This is a genomic window from Alkalibacterium sp. f15 (genome assembly GCF_049389645.1).
Taxonomy (GTDB): domain Bacteria; phylum Bacillota; class Bacilli; order Lactobacillales; family Carnobacteriaceae_A; genus Alkalibacterium.
Genome location: NZ_CP186540.1, coordinates 2,541,417 through 2,558,769 on the forward strand (window position 1 = coordinate 2,541,417; position 17,353 = coordinate 2,558,769).

Here is a 17,353-nt window from a genome sequence, read left to right on the forward strand (position 1 = left end):
AGCGATAAAACTTTTAGTGGAGTCTCAAGTGAAGTCATAGGTTATTAAAGGTATTTATTGGGAATGACATACCTTCTGAAATTCTTGATAGTACAATCTTGTAAGCGGTGGGGCAGAGTCGAGTAATTCTAATGCATTGCAAGAAATTTCTATTTCTTATTGAACTGAATTTGACTGAATAACAAAATAAATACAGGAGGCTACGCAAAGGTAGACTCCTGTATTTATTTTGATTAACCGGTTATACTTCACAGCCAATGACTACTGCTGATCTAAACCAGGTAAATCTTCAATCGAATCGATGTCTACATACTTAGGAACAATGAACCCAACTTGAGTACCCGTCATATTGACGCCTAAATCATCCAATTCATTTTCGTATTCATCAACAAAGAAGCCTTGTGTTGTGGGTAACCAGACGGATACAGTGGCATCAGCTTCTCCAGTTGCAAGAGCCTGGAACAAGATAGCGGGGTCAACGTTCGTTACCGTCACATCATAACCGATCTCTTCAAGCACCAGTGAAATCACTTGACTAGATGCTCGCTCTGTATCCCAAGGGAAAGAAACAAGACCCAGTGATTCTCCATCGACATCATCGACGCCTTCGATCCAGCTGTCAACTACGCTGCGGTTATCAGCAATCCAGTTCTGTGAAGCTTCTTCGAAATCGACATCTAACGCATCGACCATAATTGTCTGCATATCTTCCACAGTCCAGCTGAATTTTTCAAGTACGGCATACGCTTCGGGCATATCTTCTGCAAGTCCGACTCGAGCCATCGTATGAATATCTTCTACATCACCTAAGATATTTTGAGGATCTTCTAGAAATTTCAAATCATGCGTTTCAAATACAAAATGCGGCGCCCAACCTGTAATGACGATCGGTTCCTCGCGACTGATTGCCTGGTCCAAAGCTGCCAACATACCAGCTGTAGAGCTTTCCTTGATTTCCCAACCTTCTAAATTATCATATGCGTCAAGCACTTGACGTGAGTTTTCTGCAATACCTGATCCAGGCTCCATGCCTGTGATCGTATAGTCTAGTTGTTCTCCAAGATTTGCTTCTTCCTGGTTACTTCCTTCTTCATTTCCGCATGCACCGATGACTAAAGTTAACGGGACAAGTGAGAGCATTTTTAACGATCCTCTGATTTTCTTTTCCTCCAATGGGTTCTGAATCGATTCTGCTCGTATCAGTTTAGAATCGATATGTATATTCTGCGAAACACTATTACACAGATTTTAATAGAATACCATAATATATTGCCGACATCAAAAGAAAGATGAAAAATTAAAATGGGCTCATTTTTCCTTACACTATTCGACCGATTGAAGTTATGTTTTTCGTATCATTTTTGATTAAAGACCTTCTCATTTGCTGTAGAGGGGAGAGAAATACTTCCAGGTGATGCTGACCGATCATGACCCGGTATCATAGTTGGCTGGCAGTGAGCGTCATCCACAGGGAAAGAATAGGGTGCTTTACTTATACTCATACATAAACCTTTCCATATAGTAGATAAAGGTCTGATTGTAAAAGCCAGGGAAGTAAATATCACTCGCATGTGCGCCATAAGGCATCCAGATGACGGCGATCTCCGTATTACCCTTGTCCAGATAAGCTTCTCTGAATCGTTCTGCTACGCGTGGGTCTACAAGGCCGTCTTTATCCCCTTGGTACACCAACGCAGGCGGACTGTCTGCTTCCACCAACAAGGCGGGATCGACCAGTTCATCCTCGCCACCAATGTTTCGGTAGTGAGATAGACCGTTGGCAGGATAAAAAGGAATGATCCCATTGACAGTGATTCGAGTATCGATCAGATCGGTGTACTGACCACTGGATGATCCCAATGCTACCGCGTTTGCCAGCTGTCCACCAGCCGAAGCACCCGAAAGGAATACCGAGTCGATGTTAGCTCCATAATCTTCATGGTTATCTGCCAAATAAGTCGTAAACAGTCCCAAATGGCGCACCATATCGTCTATGGAAAAATCCCCGGAGACTTCATCAGGCACAGTCAAAAACTCGATAAACTGATCCTGGTCATTCAAGCCATACTGCACATCGAAAACGACGTATCCTTGAGCCGCAAAGTATTTGTTCATTTGGGCAAAGTTTTCGGAGCCTTTGTCTCCTACGTCCCAGCCCCCACCATGAATCCGGATGAGGGTGGACCGCTCGCCCGGCAGGTTGGCTGCATCCTCTGGGGGCGTATACACGTCGAACCGCAGTTCCAGTCCTGCGTCCACACCTTCAGTCCCTTCGTAAAAGAGGACATCCTCTGTAAGATTATACTTAGTTGAAGGGATGCCAAAGAAGTAAGCTGGAATCGACACGGGATTACTTCTAAAAGCTGGCTCGTTTTCTCCAACCGTTTGCCATTCATTTCCGAAGGCTTCGGTATAGTTCTTTTCAGCTTCATTCAATAAAGCAGGGATAGACATAAACGGCAAAGCAAAAACACCAAACAGACCGATCCCTAATGATATAACCGCGTAACTCATAAGCGAGCGCCTTTTATATATAGAGAGCTTCAGGAAAAGAGCCGCAATACTGAGGAAAATAAAACTGTAAAACAAACTGTACTGGGAAATAAGGACTTCTGTTACTCTAAAACTGATGTTCGTTACCATGATAATGGCCATAATGGCCCCGATAAGTAGCGAGAGAGCCAAAAAAACCAACAGAACTTTTCTGGCTGTTTTTCCTGTTTTCTTTTCTGGTCGATCAGCTGATAGGGTAGCGCTCGTCTGTCGCTTTGTTGTATGTATGAGCGGTGAACGGGTGATTACCGCGCCCACTACCAAAAGTGATAAGAGCATAATGATCGACACAACGCTTGTGGACGTCTCATTCGTCGGGGTTAAAGAAGCGCCTGTGTTCACCAGCATCACGAACAGCATGCCGATACTCGACAATAATAGATAAGTTATATCCAGCTTTCTGTACCGACTGCCAATCATACTGGCCACGATATTACTGGTCAACGTCACGATCAGTATCAGGCCATAACCGTTCCATAAGACGTTCTCTCCGGGAAAGAGGTTATAGGCAATGGTCAATAACAATGAAATGATGTTCAGCATAAATAAAGATTTAAAAAAACGGTCCATGTTCTCACTCCATAACGTGAATTTTTTTATAGAAAGTGACCAGCGGTGCCAGTCAACATCTTAATTTTAGTCAATTCAGGCGTAAGTTGCAATGAATCTGGTTGCAGGCGATACAGGCTAGCGGTAATCGTTCGTTTTCGAGCCCTTAAACTTTAAATAAACCTGATCTTCAGAGTATAATAAATGATAAGAATAAAGTGTTGTTCGATCATTTATTGATGATTATTAGATGGATTTGAGAGAGGAAGGTATAAAATGAAAGCAATTTTCAAAGATGTTGTGCTCGCAGAAAGTGATCATACGGAGGTCGTGGAGAAGAACCACTATTTCCCCAGAGAAGACGTCAAGGTCGAGTATTTGAAGAAAAGCGACAAGCAGTACACGTGCCCTTGGAAGGGTGAAGCGACGTATTACCATATCGATACTGGCGTAGAGCGTATGGATAACGGCGCCTGGTCCTACGAGCACCCTAAAGATGCGGCCAAACAGATCGCCGGCCATGTCTGCTTCGAGAAAAAGTACGTCAAAGAATAAGTTGAAGAACGTAAAGCTGCTCTGGAACAGATACGATGATCCTTGCACCTTCTTCTCAGGAGATAGACTGAGAAGAGGGTGCATTCTTATGTTCACTTTATCATGCTGCTATACGGTTTTTATTCAAAATGTTTTTAACTACATATAATTACACTAAGATATTTGCTTTGAATAATCCCTTCGCTAGGGATGTATTTAACCTTTAATCGTTTTTTGTGCTTTTTTTCACGATTATGTCTCCATTCTTTCTGATTCAATAAACGCTGTTAGTTCAATATCTACAGCTGTGTTCAACCTTTTTTTTCACAGAACAGGCTTTAATTCTAATTGACATTGAGAATCATTATCATGTATAATTTTTAAGGTAATCAGTTATTCAATAAGGGAAGAAAGAGGCGTTATATGGATTTTAATGTATGGAGCTTCATACTGGACACGCTTGAAGCTGCCGGTGTTATAGGGGGATATGTCTCCATATCAATTATCGGCGTTAGTTTAATTACATATGCATTACGAGGGAAACTCTCAGGAGATAATCAAATAGGACCGAGTGGGTCTCACCCGATTATCGGAGCGTTATTAGGGTTGATACCCGGATGCGGGGCAACCATTGTGGTTTCATCAATGTATAAAAATCAAAAAATATCCTTTGGTGGGTTATTTGCTGCATTTATTGCAACATTAGGAGAAGGATCCTTTGTGTTATTAGGGGCTTCTGATGAGGCGAGTGTTGCTGCAAATCTTAAAGCATTTTTTATTGTCAACTTAGTAGGCGCTATTGTCGCTATTATATTTGGTTATCTCGTTGATATGATTGGAATAAAAATCGACGCGCCTGAGACTCCAGAAAAAATAACACAACAAGACCACCACTCAAGTAAAGCAAAAACCCTGTCACATGTCATAGTTGATTATATCGGATTTTATCTCATTCTTACTTTTAGTGCTTTTTTGCTGCCCGGATCAATAATGGCTTTATGGGGTGGTGGACTGACAGGTTATGATGACTTATCCGTTTGGGTAGCCATTTTATTTCCAATTTTTTCGATCATTTATTATCTTGTGTACAAATTCACTTACAAAGGACATGACTGTTCTCGTGACAATAATATGAGAGCAACGTTATTACATGCCGTATTCGATATTTCTACTGTCATTATTTTTGTATTTGCTGGACTATTGATTGCTAACTATATTATTGATATTTTGGTAGGACCAGAAACTTTTGATGCGTGGATGACGTCATCAGCTTTCGTTGTCATAGCCATTGCTGCCATCATAGGCGCGGCACCGGGTTGTGGCGGGATGATTTCTGTTGCGGTCGCCTTTTTAGCTATCCCAAATTTTCCGATAGCGGCTTTAATTGCAGCGGGCATCGCAACAAGCGGGGATGGCATTTTCCCATTGCTAGTGTCTAACAAAAAAGCTGCGTTAGTCATAACAGCATTTGGTTTTATGATTGCCTTGATGGTCGGGTATGCCGTTTTAGCCTTAGGTATTAAAATCTAAATCACTCTTTTCTTAGTGGGAAAATTGACTACATACAAGGTTTAGGGTATCCTAAAACGTAAGTATTACGATTTACATAGAAGGAGATTTGAATATGTATAAAAAGAAAAAACTAATTTTAATGTTACTCTTTATCAGTATAGCTCTCATAATTGGTTTATCAGCTATTATTTTTAGCAAAAGAAATTTGGCGTCCCAGCAGATTGACAATACGACATTAGAAATAGAAGAACTTGCAGATGATGAACTCAGTCAAGATGACGACCCTATAGATGAAATAGAAGAAGAAAGTCCCAGTGGAGAAGAGCCGACCGAGCAAACTGTTGTAAGCTATGAAGACAGTCCTTTTGAATTACCTGTTTTAGGTGCAGGAGGATACACTTCTGTAGAAACAATGCTGCATGCATCTGCTACAAAAAATTCAGCTGTTTTCGATACGCTACCAGCAGGAACTCCCTTTTATGTATTGGAAGAACAGGGAAACTGGTGGAGAATCCATACAAACAATCAAGAAGGATGGATCGATAATAGTCTGGTTTTAGTAAATCTGCCAGATGTCATCCCATCGATCATTTACGATAACCCGAATAACTACGCTTCTACTTTCCGATCTTCATTCATGGATATTCCTGGGATAACTGGGGAGAAATTGTATGAAGGACATGGGTATAATGAACGCTTGGGAAAAGAAGAATTCATCATGCCGATTATTTACAGTACAGCCAAAAAAATTGCTGAAGCTCAGCAAGCGGCTTTGGAAAACAATGAAACGCTGGTTGTTATGGAAACATTCCGTCCGTATTCTGTCCAGCAGCTCGTCAATGAGCAATTATCTGCTTTAGCTGAAGAAGATGATAACATCAGAGATGGTCTAACTGCAGAACCTTGGACAATGAACTGGTTCATTAACGGAGGAGTTTCAAACCATCAAAGAGGATTAGCTGTTGATGTTACATTAGCGAGTATTAGCTCAATGGAAGATAGAATCATAGACAACTATATCGTTCCCCAAATAACAGAGTATTCAGTGTACGAAATGTATTCGCCAATCTTCGAGTTAAGTACAGCGGCTGCTATGCTCATACGTCCTATAGCTGCACGTGATCGTGTAGAGTGGCAGGACATTCCATATCAGGACCATGTAAACGAAGAAGCCATAAGACTGGAGGCTTATATGTTTGAAGCGGATATGATTCCTATTGCATCAGAATGGTGGCACTTCAACGATATAGACGTGCTGGAAGAGTTTGAAGAAGAACTAGGAGATGGCGGATTTTATTTGGAGATGTTATTGAATCAGTTGCCTAGTATGGTAGAAGAGGCAGTAGAGTGAACGAGTACGGGGTGAAAACAAACTTGAACTAACGAATACTCACTCGTTTACGAATGGGAGGTAAATAAAATAAACAGCATAAAACGGCTCTTCCTCATGCTTAATGATGCGAAGAGCCGTTTTATGCTGTTTCAGCTGCTTGAGGCTCTATATTTTCATTTTATTCCGGCGATTTGATATACTGAAAAAGGATAGATTCATCAGAACACGTTTTTATTAAGGAGAGATTGTTATGTCAATAGAGTTACTGCTGATACGCCATGGTAGAGCCGAAGATCGAGCGTCGAACAAAGAAGATGCTGAACGTCAATTGACGAAAAAGGGAAAAAAAGAGTTCACTGATTTCATCACTTCAATCAAAGCAGAAATAAAAACGGACAAGGATCTCAAAGTATGGACAAGCCCACTGAAACGGGCGAAACAAACAGCCACTATCCTGACTGAACAACTGGAATGGAAAGAAGCAGAAGAAAAAGAATTTATAGCCAATGGTGATTTTATAGCCTTGATGGATGAAATCAGTCAGCTGGAACCAGAAACGTTAGTCGTGTGTGTAGGCCACGAACCTACTTTAGGGATTTGGATCGAAGAACTGACGGGTTCTGATTATTCTTTCAAAAAAGGCGGTCTGGCCCTTGTCCGTTTAGATGAGAATGACCAGACAAAAGGCACGCTCATTTGGGATGAAGATCCTAAATCTAAAAAAAAAATGGCTAAAAAAGTTGAACCAGTGAAAGACGTGCTTTTGCGTCAGGCAGAAGCTATGGAGCAGTCTTACGAAAACTTCCGCAATAACCCTTATTCACCAAAACTGACGCATCGCTTTCGGGTAGACATGCGCAAGATGCGGTCCTTGCTCCATTTTGTTAAACCCCTGATTGGCGAAGAACCCTATGAGGAATCGACTAAGTTGATCCAAGATGCCTTATACCGTTTAGAGCCGTTAATTGAGGCAGACGTCTTGATTGAATCATGTGGCGAGCGTGCCCTTCTAGAACCTGATTTGATCGATGACTACGCTGACTTGTTACGGTATCTTCATAATGAACGTCGACGATCGATGCGTAGCCGTTTGAACAAGAGTATGATTGCCGCCTTTGAAGATATGATTGTAGAAACTAAAGAGACGATCAACCAATTGAAATTTGACGAGGAGAAGACCGATAGTCGAGACTTGGATGCCTATCTTGAAAAGAGGTTAGATTCGAGAAAGAAAAAGGTACTCAAATCATTTAAACAAGTGGATCACTCGGATCATGAAGCTTTAAATGAGGTAAGCAAACAAGCGGAAAATTTAAGGTTTGCTGCGAATGGCTACAAAGAGATATTACCTTCAAAAAAAGTGAAAAAGGTAAAGAAAAAATCAAAGACCATTCAAACTGAATTGGGGCAAATTTGTGATTTGCATGCAAAAAGCTTGTGGTTAAAAGACTGTTCGGAAAAGGCAAAAAAAGAACCATTGAAAAAAGCATTCAGTACACTTGCAGAGAGACAGATGACACTAAGAGAAGACGTTATTAGTGATAGTTCTCGCTTGGATGAATCCTAGTAATATTGGTGTCACCCAAGGAGGAGGTATAGATTAAAATACCAATAAAAAAACGAGAGGTCAAAATCATCTCATCCTCTCTTTTGAAAAAGAGTGTTCCAGGGTATTCTCCTGAGACACTCTTTTTTTATAGAAATGGGAACTCTCGTACAGGAGAAAAACGTTGAGTAGATTCAACAGCAATTGATACCGACTTATTGGGTACATCATTCAGATCTATCCTGATGCGCGACCAGGATGTAAATGGTGAATAGATACAAAGTTTCTGTTGCTAACTTTTTAATACCATGGATAAGCCCATGGATCAAGTCATCGCATCAAAACGATGTCTGTGTTCACTTGACAATGTTTTACATGTCTTTTAGTATTAATGTATATACATAAAAAGGGTCGTGGTCACGCAGCGACTTTTTTATAGAGCAATGGTAGCTATCGCCTTAATAGCATCGATCGCAAAATACTCAAAAGCAACATTCATGCAATGATCAGAAGGGGCGAGATAGAATGAAAAAACCACTTAAATACATGGGTCTTACATTTATAACAATTGGCGCAACGTTATTGCTGGCCATCGGAATCCTTATCATTATCGTCATTGTCGGTCTTTTAATAGACGAAAAAAGATACGAGGGAACAGTATTTTTCGAAAATGATATTTCGGAAGGAAGCAAATACAACAGCACCTTCCCCGAAGGTATGGAAGAAGATACCGAAATGTTTGACGATGTGCTTTGATCGAAATTAGAAAATAGGGACGTGGAACAATGAAAAAACCACTGGCATACTTAGGAATAGCGTTCTTATCCATGATGGCGCTTGTAATGATAGGTGTGGTTGTCATCACATTTATGATTACGAAAATAGACGGAGCAAATGAACGGCTTGCAGTACGGGAAGAAAAACGTTCATCGCTTGAAGACGGTTGGTTGTCCGCGCATGGCAACGGAAAAAACATCACGCTTCATATTGAAAATGTAGAAATCGAAGGAACTACCGGAACCCTTGAATGGTTCGAATCCGAAGGCGGAAAAGGAACGGTTCATTTCGAAATCAAAGCCGACGACACGATTTCATATTTGACGAATCGTAGCAATTTCCCGGAAAATGTCACTAGTTATCCAATGTACTTTCGTCAGGCAATCGAATCCGCAATAAGTTGATATAAGTAAAAAAGAGTAGATCAGTATTTAATATAATAATTTTTCGTTTTTGTCGAAATGTTTACGTTCGCGGCGATGAACAAAAAAATAATCGGATAAATAAAAAGATGCAATCCTAAAATGAAAAAAGTGTACCGTCACTGCTCAAACAGTGACGGTACACTTTTTTTGATGAATCGCTTAACCCCAAACCTTGATGCGGTTCTTACCCCTCTTCAGCTGAGAGAGGGGGCCTAAGACTGTTTGTCCCTCTTTGATATTACCTAAGAGGTCTTTATTCAAGATAACGTCACTGCCGTCCGGGTTTTCAAATTCGGCATCGGTCAGTCGGACCCGTTCCAGTGTGTCTGTTGACTGTATGTCGCCTTTCAGCTCTTCAAAGTCATCAGGAAGATCCAATTCAAGGAAAACGTCATTGCCTTCCTCAGTAATCTTGATCTTGGGATCGTGTTCTGAAACGAGATTCATTTCTTCACGGTCAAAGGGAAGGGCACCGTTCAGATAGGCGTTATTGTTAATGTAAACCGGCTGCTCGACGACATTGAAGGCTGAGTGATCACTGCCTTTTTCACCATGGATATTTCCGATATATTCTTCCAGTGAGGTGGTGTAGCCCTTATAGTGAGAGGTGCCCACTTCATCGACGCCCTCTTCGCCGATAAAGATATTATTGAACCAGCGGTCATCGCCGCCGTAAACTTGTGAGAAGCCCTTGATATCCGTGCTGTGCGGTTCGTGATAAGGGGTAGAGCGGTCGAGCATCTTACGGTGTTCCATATGGCCGCTGACGATATTGTTGACGTAGGCGCCGCCTTGAGCGTGATTGTCCAGGGCATAGTCGGCAGTCAGGATATTGTGGTCGACCAGGAACGGCCCGCTGCTTACTTCGACGAACAGGTCGCGGTTGTTGCGGTAAAACAGGTTTCGGCTGACGCGTGTGCCTTGCAGCTGCCAGTCTAGCCAGATGCCTAAGGTGCAGTCGTGGATGCGGTTGTCGTGGATCTGGGTATCGATCGCCGCATGCAGCTTGATGCCGGCAATTTCATGTCCGTAGAACTGACGTTTGATGGCGATATTGTAGATGTGGTTATGGGACACTTCACTGAAGATGCAGCCAAGATGTCCGACCACACCGTTTTGACCGCAGTCATGGATGGTATTGTTTCGGACAATGTGTGACCCGACTGTCTCTTTGCTCCAGCCAACTTTCAAGGCTTCAAAGACGGTTTCTATCTGGTAATGGTAGCCGGGTTTGTCCTGACGTTTAGTGTAGTAGTTATCTCCGGTAGAAATTTCTTTTCCCAAACTGATGCCACTGCATTTAGAATCGTGGATGTCATTGTTTTCAATAATCCAGCCTTTGCTCCAGTGCGGACCGATAAGTCCTGGCTGGTCACCAGTCGGAGGCGTCCAGGGGGTGGCGGCCTGAGCCATTTCAAAGCCCTGGACCGTGATGTAATCCATGCCTGTCTTTTCAGGGTAGAAACACGCTTGACGCACGTTGATTTCGGTCAACTCGTCATTGGGGTCATAGTCGTGGAAGTTGGCATAGACCGTCGTACTTGCTTCGTCGACGTCCGCAAACCAGACAAATTTCTGACCTTCAGGGTCATGTGCCGGAACAGTTACGCGTGACCAGAATTCTGTCGCTTCCTCTTTGATGACAGGATTTTTTACTTCATCCAATGTTTCGGCTTCGTAGAAAGACTTGCCGTTTAGATAGACGTCTCCCAGGTGTCGGCCCGGATTATAAACGACCCAGTCACCGTATATCTTTTCCTTGAAAGGATTGTAGTTACCAAAGAAGCTGTTGGGAATAACCGTTCTCCAGACCGAACCGTCCAGCTGCTCCCAGTTTTTTATCTGTTCAGAACCTTTGATGACCACTTTTTCATCATCAGCGGCTTTATAAGTGATGCGTCTTTTATTGCTCAGGCCGGGATTTTGTGGTTTGACCCATTCCCGGTAGATACCCTCGTGAACAATGACCGTGTCTCCTGCAACAGCTAAAGAAGCAGCTTTGTTGATGCTCAGGAACGGAGCCTGTTTTGTTCCTTGTCCTAGATCCGAACCGTTCTGTGCGACGTGATAATCAAATACCAAAATACATTCCTCCTTGTCTTTACAGATAATTATAACGCTTACAAAAAAGGGATGACAGGCAGCCACTCGTGTTTCGTCGGACAATATTAGTGATTTTCATTTCTATATAATAGGTAAGTGGACACCAAAAAATATTGATTCGATGAAACTGACCGGCTGCGGTCAGTTTCCACATCATTATAAAGGTTAAAGGGAGCATACTCGCCGACCGGCGAGTATGACCGTTATAAAGGGCCGGTTAGTTTATTGACGGCGATACTAAGTGCTCACTCGGTGATGGATTATTCTGAGTTTTCCCCATCCTGATTTTTAGTGCCCGCTCAACAAAGACCGATGCATGAGCGGGATCTAGCGGGTTCGAGTAGTGCCCACTCATGGAGTGACCGTTCACCAGCGAGCATTAGACCCCCTTGTTAATGACCAGTCAGTGTAGAGCGGATTCTGAGTAGGACCTACAAGGGGCTTATAGTGACTACTCAAACAGTAAACATCCGTGAGCGGCCAGTAGAGAGTGCTTTTAGTGCCCGCTCAAAACGTGTCCGCCACCGAGCGGGTACTACCGGGCCTCCATAGGGATAGCTCCAGCATCCAGACCCGCTCGGTGGGCACTACTTTTTTCATAAGGGATCACTCATTCATGAAGCACTCACCAGTGGTCACTGACTTCAAAAAAAGCATCCCTTCATACTGATTTCGATCAAATCAAGTCCTAGCTGACGTGTTTTTCTTGTTCTGGTCACAACCTGAACTCAAAGCAGGGAGAGGAATAGCTATTTTCCTTGCACTCCCTTGTTTATTTTTCGCATGAAATCAAGTATAATTAGGCGGTATAGTGTTTTTCGTAAAGGAGGGAAGTAAAAATGACAAAGAAATTAGTGGACCATGTGAAAAAGACGTTTGGAGTGACGTTTAATGACGAGCAAGTGCTGGTCGAAGCGTTTACCCATTCATCCTATGCGAATGATCATCGTGAACAGAATATCAAAAATTTGGAACGCCTGGAGTTTCTCGGCGATGCGGTGCTGGAACTGACAGTATCCGACCACCTGTACAATAAATACCCGGACCAGCCTGAAGGCCAACTGACGCGTATGCGTGCGTCGATCGTGCGTGCGGAAAGTTTAGCTATGCTGGCGAAAGAGTACGACCTACACGAGTTTGTAAGACTCGGCAAAGGGGAAGAACAGATGAGCGGGAGAAACCGTCCGTCACTTTTGTGTGATGTGTTCGAAGCCTTTATCGGCTCGGTATTCGTCGACCAGGGAATGGACGTTGTGCTTGAGGTGTTAAGAGAGATCCTCTTTCCAAAAATTGATTCCGGTGCTTTCTCTCATGGGATGGATCACAAAACAGCTTTACAGGAATTACTGCAAAAGAATGGTGTTGTGACGATTCAATATAAAGTGGTCGATAAACTTGGACCGGATCATAAGCGTGAGTTTGTGGTCGAGGTGTTTGTGGAAGGCGACTCCTTTGGACGCGGCGCTGGCCAGTCCAAGAAAGCAGCCGAACAAGAAGCGGCGAAACAAGCTTTGATCAGTTTAGAAGAATCGATCGAGTCCTAGTGTTTGATTTTTCAAAAGATTTTGAATGCTAGAGAGGAGAGACGTTAGACGTGCAATTAAAACAATTAGAAATCAAAGGGTTCAAATCATTTGCCGATAAAACCGTCATCGATTTCACCGATGGGATCACGGCTGTGGTTGGCCCGAACGGTAGTGGAAAATCGAATATCATCGAGGCCATTCGGTGGGTCATGGGTGAACAGTCTGCGAAGACCTTGCGTGGGGGACGGATGCACGACATCATCTTCTCAGGTACAGATTCCCGCAAAGCGATCAACATTGCGGAAGTGACGCTGATCCTTGATAACGCTGATGGCTTTTTGCCGATCGATTTTGAAGAAGTAAGCATCGGTCGCCGCATCAACCGTAACGGTGACAGTGACTACTTCATCAACAAAGAGAACTGTCGCTTGAAAGACGTTGTGGATCTGTTTATGGACTCGGGCCTTGGAAAAGAATCTTTTTCCATTATCAGTCAGGGACAAGTCGAAGCCGTCTTTAACAGTAAAGCGGAAGACCGCCGCGCTATCTTTGAAGAAGCCGCCGGTGTCTTCAAGTACAAGCTGCAAAAAGAAAAAGCCGAGCGCAAACTCTTTGAGACCCAGGATAATCTGGACCGGGTGCAGGACATTTTGTATGAATTGCATGCGCAACTGGAACCGCTGAAGCAACAGAAAGACATTGCTCAGGCCTTTGTCTCGCAAAAAGAAGAACTGACGGATCTGGATATTGCCTTATCCGTTCTCAAGATCGACCAGTATGCCGGTGATCAAAAGGAGAACCAGACGAAAGTTGAAACATTGAATGAAGACTTGAGACGCGTGCAGGCCAAGATCGACCGCGAGTCAAGTGAACTCAAGGAAAAACGCGCCACCCTGCATCAGATCGAAGACAAGCGCGAGAGCCATCAGGCACGAACGATCACGTCTGTGCAGCAACTCGAGCGGACGGAAGCCCAGCTTCGCCTAGTCGAAGAGAAAGAACGTCACCAGGACGCTTTCTTGAATGAAAAGCAGGCCAGTCTCACAAAAGAAGAAGTACGTCTGGAAGCCTTGACCGCTGAATACGATGCGTTGGCAGCGACGTATCAGGAACAGTCCGACAAAGTTGCAGAACTGAAAGCTGCGGTCAAACAATACGACGACCGCTTGACACGTTTGATGGGCAATAAAGAAGAAGCTATCGAGCAACTGCGCGGAGATTACATTGAAGCGATGCAGAGCAAGACGTCTTTGAGGAATGAAGAGACGTATTTGACACGTCAGCTCCAGCAGGTCAGCGGTACGTTTGAAAAACACTCAAAAAGTATCGCGGCTGTGTCTGAAAAACTGAGCGAGGCTAAAACTGAACACTCAGGTAAAGAAAAAGCACTAGAAACCATTAAAACAGAGATCGACTCACTACTGAACACCTATACATCTAAGAAAACACAGATGGCTGACACTCAGGCTTCTTACAAACAGCAAGCCAATCGTCTCGGTCAACTGAACCAGCAGCTCCAGCGGGCCCAAGCCAAACAGGCGAGTCTCAAGGAGATGCAGGAGAACTATGCCGGGTATTTCGCGGGCGTTAAAGCCGTGATGCGCGGGAAAGACACGCTCCAAGGCATCGTCGGTACCGTCGCGGACAAGATGGATGTGCCGACGGACGTGACTGAAGCCATTGACATCGTCTTAGGTGCGGCCAGTCAGTTCGTGATCGTGGAAGATGAAAAAGCCGGACGTGATGCGATCGCGTATTTGAAAAACAAAAAAGCGGGTCGCGCAACGTTCTTACCTTTAACAACTATAAAAAAACGGTTTGTTTCCCCGCAGATGAGACAGACCGCTGAAGAAGTGGATGGGTTTATCGGTATCGCCAGTGACTTGATCCACTTTGACGATAATGTCAGAAACGTGATGGAAAACTTGCTCGGTCAGACCGTCGTTGCCAAGGACCTGCATTCAGCCAATGCCATCGCGAAAGCTTTAAGGTATTCGGTACGTATCGTCAGTTTAGACGGCGACGTGATGAACGCGGGTGGCTCGATGACCGGGGGTGGAGGTAAACGTTCCTCCAATGCCCATCTGTTCTCTCAAAAGAAAGAACAGAAAGCCTTGCGCATCGAAATCGATGAACTTGAAAAAACCGTTGCCCTGCGAGAGTCAGAAAGCGAAGCCGATAGAGCAACGATCGACGCCCTCACCAAAGAACTGGAAGAGCTGCGTACATCGGGTGAAGATATCCGGCTGGAAGAACGCCAGCTTGAACAAGTGGCCTCGAGCCTGCAAGAAACCGTCTCGCGTTTGGAACGTGAGTATAAAGGGTTACGTTATGAACAGTCAGAAGCAGAAAAAGAAGCAACACAGGTCAAAGCCGACCTAGTGGATGTCAAAGCAAAACGAACGCGTGCTGAAACCGACCTTGAGCATTTGAAACAAGAGCTGGATCAGCTGACCAATGAAAAAGAGGATAAACAGGCTCAAAAAATCCGCTTGGAAGCAGAACGTGACACCCTCAGCGAAGAATGGAACGCCCATCGCGAAACATTAGCATCAACGCGTTCCAAACGTGAAAGCATTGCGTCACAAAGCAAAGACGTCCAGACCTCGGTTGAAAATACCCGAGCCGAGCTCACCCAACTGGAAGCAGGGGTGGAGCTGGAATCCAAAGAAGATCTCGGTGAAAAACTGATCACACTTAAAAAAGAAGCTGTTCAACTGAAAGCACAGGAAAGTGAACTCAAAGCCACACACACGGAACTGGATGAAACAGTGAACCGATTGGATGAGTCAGTGTCATATGCCATCCAGTACAAATCGGAACTCACCAGTAACAAGAACGAGCTGGACATTGCCCAGTCGCGTCTTGACGTGTCGATCGATTTCCTGCTGGACTATTTATCGGAAGAATACACGATGAGTTATGAAGAAGCGAAGCTCAACCAGCCGGATAATATTGACCGCGAAAGCACGCAGAAACGTGTGAAATTATTGAAGCGCGGCATCGAAGAACTCGGACCGGTCAACCTGGCTTCCATTGAGGAGTATGACCGCGTGGCAGAACGCCATGATTTCCTGGCCACCCAACAGAAAGACCTGCTGGAAGCGAAAGAAAGTTTATACGACACCATGGATCAGATGGATATCGAAGTGAAGCGTCGTTTCTATGAGACCTTCAGTCAGGTCAAAGAACAGTTCGCGCTGACCTTCCCACGCATGTTTGGTGGCGGGAAAGCGGAACTGTGCTTAACGGATCCGGACGATCTCTTGCAGTCAGGCATTGAGATCATCGCTCAACCACCAGGCAAGCAGCTGCAATCGTTGAGTCTATTGTCCGGGGGCGAACGCGCACTCACGGCCTTGTCCTTACTCTTTGCCATTATCCAAGTGAAGCCGATCCCGTTTTGTATCTTGGATGAAGCCGAAGCAGCCTTGGATGAAGCGAACGTGACGCGCTTTGGCCGCTACCTACAGGAATTTGCGGCAGATACACAGTTTATCGTCATCACTCACCGTAAAGGGACGATGGAAGAAGCGGATTCCCTCTATGGCGTAACGATGCGCGAAAGAGGCGTGTCCAGACTCGTCTCTGTTCATCTGCAGGATATTGAACAGACCGTCACACAATAAAAGAACACGGAGGCTACTATGTCGATCAAACTCGTCGCCATCGATTTGGATGGCACCTTACTCAACAGCAAACATGAAGTTTCAGAAGAAAATAAACAGGCCATTAGAAAAGCCAAAGAACAAGGGGTAAAAATCGTCTTGGTGACAGGACGTCCCTTGAAAGCAATGCTGCACATTTTAGAAGCCTGCAACTTGACCGAACCAGGGGATATCGCCCTGACGTATAACGGCGGTCTGGTGCAGTGGACCGAAACGGGCGAATCTATCCGTCAAATCACTTTTCAAAAGGAAGATGCGTTGGATATCTACCAACTCAGTCAGGACTTGGAGTTACCGTGTAACTTCATCGACTTGGACGTGGTCCACGCACCGCCTTATCCGATAGGAAAACCGTCGCTCTATCCTGAAGTGATGCATGCCTTGCCGTTTGAACCGATCAATATGATGGACTTGCCTGAATTGTTTCCAGTCAATAAAATCGTTTACTGCTGGCATCAGGAAGAGTTGGATCAGAAGATCAAGGAAATCCCGGCGATCTATCGTGAACGCTATAACTTGATCAAGTCCCGTCCTCAACTACTTGAGTTCATGCCTAAAAGCATCGACAAAGGTAAGGGCTTGGACCTCTTATCAGAGATCTTAGATATCAAAGTTTCAGACATGATGGCGATCGGCGATCAGGAAAATGACCTAGCAATGGTTTTGCGTGCCGGTACAGGTGTGGCTATGGAAAACGCGATCGACCTGGTCAAAGATGCCGCTCAGATCGTTACCAAGACCAACGATCAGCACGGCGTCGGTTATGCTATAGAGAAATATGTGTTAAACTAATTTTATTAAGATAAATAAGGTATAGAAAGAGTGAA

The 17,353-nt window shown here is 44.2% G+C and carries 12 protein-coding genes; 9 read left to right on the forward strand and 3 right to left on the reverse strand.

Translation table 11 applies throughout. The annotated features are described in order from the left end of the window. Positions 1-261: 261 nt before the first annotated feature. A complete protein-coding gene (locus ACO1PF_RS11935) occupies positions 262-1,140 on the reverse strand; it encodes a glycine betaine ABC transporter substrate-binding protein (protein WP_423189280.1) in 879 nt (292 codons plus the stop codon). A 348-nt stretch (positions 1,141-1,488) separates the two neighbouring features. Beyond that, on the reverse strand, positions 1,489-3,123 hold the full coding sequence (locus ACO1PF_RS11940) for an alpha/beta hydrolase (protein WP_423189281.1): 1,635 nt from the start codon (positions 3,121-3,123) through the stop codon (positions 1,489-1,491). Between the two features lie 255 nt (positions 3,124-3,378). Here ACO1PF_RS11940 and ACO1PF_RS11945 point away from each other — a divergent pair, with 255 nt between their 5' ends. From ACO1PF_RS11945 to ACO1PF_RS11970, 6 genes are all read left to right on the forward strand, one after another. Beyond that, entirely contained in the window at positions 3,379-3,657 is a 279-nt protein-coding gene (locus tag ACO1PF_RS11945; protein WP_423189282.1) for a DUF427 domain-containing protein, read from the forward strand. Positions 3,658-4,059: 402 nt separating this feature from the next. After that, positions 4,060-5,166: a putative manganese transporter gene (locus ACO1PF_RS11950; protein ID WP_423189283.1), complete on the forward strand. Its 1,107-nt coding sequence runs from the start codon at positions 4,060-4,062 to the stop codon at positions 5,164-5,166. Positions 5,167-5,260: 94 nt separating this feature from the next. Next, positions 5,261-6,499, forward strand: a complete 1,239-nt coding sequence (locus ACO1PF_RS11955) for an SH3 domain-containing protein (RefSeq protein ID WP_423189284.1) — start codon at positions 5,261-5,263, stop codon at positions 6,497-6,499. A 232-nt stretch (positions 6,500-6,731) separates the two neighbouring features. Continuing rightward, positions 6,732-8,048: a CHAD domain-containing protein gene (locus tag ACO1PF_RS11960; protein ID WP_423189285.1), complete on the forward strand. Its 1,317-nt coding sequence runs from the start codon at positions 6,732-6,734 to the stop codon at positions 8,046-8,048. Between the two features lie 504 nt (positions 8,049-8,552). Next, positions 8,553-8,783, forward strand: a complete 231-nt coding sequence (locus tag ACO1PF_RS11965) for a hypothetical protein (protein ID WP_423189286.1) — start codon at positions 8,553-8,555, stop codon at positions 8,781-8,783. Positions 8,784-8,812: 29 nt separating this feature from the next. Beyond that, the gene (locus ACO1PF_RS11970; RefSeq protein WP_423189287.1) at positions 8,813-9,208 is read left to right on the forward strand and encodes a hypothetical protein; all 396 of its coding nucleotides are present in this window, start codon (positions 8,813-8,815) and stop codon (positions 9,206-9,208) included. A gap of 180 nt (positions 9,209-9,388) precedes the next feature. Here ACO1PF_RS11970 and ACO1PF_RS11975 read toward each other — a convergent pair whose 3' ends face one another. Continuing rightward, complete coding sequence (locus ACO1PF_RS11975; RefSeq protein WP_423189288.1) at positions 9,389-11,311, reverse strand: right-handed parallel beta-helix repeat-containing protein; 1,923 nt, start codon at positions 11,309-11,311, stop codon at positions 9,389-9,391. A gap of 860 nt (positions 11,312-12,171) precedes the next feature. On the opposite strand from ACO1PF_RS11975, the gene rnc reads away from it, so the two are divergent. From rnc to ACO1PF_RS11990, 3 genes are read left to right on the forward strand one after another with little or no spacing between them, the layout of a single operon-like run. Then, the gene (gene rnc, locus ACO1PF_RS11980; protein ID WP_423189289.1) at positions 12,172-12,876 is read left to right on the forward strand and encodes a ribonuclease III; all 705 of its coding nucleotides are present in this window, start codon (positions 12,172-12,174) and stop codon (positions 12,874-12,876) included. Positions 12,877-12,926: 50 nt separating this feature from the next. Further along, positions 12,927-16,487, forward strand: coding sequence for a chromosome segregation protein SMC (smc, locus tag ACO1PF_RS11985; protein ID WP_423189290.1), 3,561 nt, complete (start codon positions 12,927-12,929; stop codon positions 16,485-16,487). Positions 16,488-16,505: 18 nt separating this feature from the next. Further along, positions 16,506-17,318: a Cof-type HAD-IIB family hydrolase gene (locus ACO1PF_RS11990; RefSeq protein ID WP_423189291.1), complete on the forward strand. Its 813-nt coding sequence runs from the start codon at positions 16,506-16,508 to the stop codon at positions 17,316-17,318. Positions 17,319-17,353 lie beyond the last annotated feature (35 nt).

What these genes read in the sequence shown, in the direction of transcription:
- ACO1PF_RS11965 (WP_423189286.1), top strand. Translation starts at nt 8,553, where the DNA reads ATGAAAAAACCACTTAAATACATGGGTCTTACATTTATAACAATTGGC.
- ACO1PF_RS11955 (WP_423189284.1), top strand. Translation starts at nt 5,261, where the DNA reads ATGTATAAAAAGAAAAAACTAATTTTAATGTTACTCTTTATCAGTATA.
- ACO1PF_RS11960 (WP_423189285.1), top strand. Translation starts at nt 6,732, where the DNA reads ATGTCAATAGAGTTACTGCTGATACGCCATGGTAGAGCCGAAGATCGA.
- ACO1PF_RS11945 (WP_423189282.1), top strand. Translation starts at nt 3,379, where the DNA reads ATGAAAGCAATTTTCAAAGATGTTGTGCTCGCAGAAAGTGATCATACG.
- rnc (WP_423189289.1), top strand. Translation starts at nt 12,172, where the DNA reads ATGACAAAGAAATTAGTGGACCATGTGAAAAAGACGTTTGGAGTGACG.
- ACO1PF_RS11990 (WP_423189291.1), top strand. Translation starts at nt 16,506, where the DNA reads ATGTCGATCAAACTCGTCGCCATCGATTTGGATGGCACCTTACTCAAC.
- ACO1PF_RS11950 (WP_423189283.1), top strand. Translation starts at nt 4,060, where the DNA reads ATGGATTTTAATGTATGGAGCTTCATACTGGACACGCTTGAAGCTGCC.
- ACO1PF_RS11940 (WP_423189281.1), bottom strand. Translation starts at nt 3,123, where the DNA reads ATGGACCGTTTTTTTAAATCTTTATTTATGCTGAACATCATTTCATTG.
- ACO1PF_RS11970 (WP_423189287.1), top strand. Translation starts at nt 8,813, where the DNA reads ATGAAAAAACCACTGGCATACTTAGGAATAGCGTTCTTATCCATGATG.
- ACO1PF_RS11935 (WP_423189280.1), bottom strand. Translation starts at nt 1,140, where the DNA reads ATGCTCTCACTTGTCCCGTTAACTTTAGTCATCGGTGCATGCGGAAAT.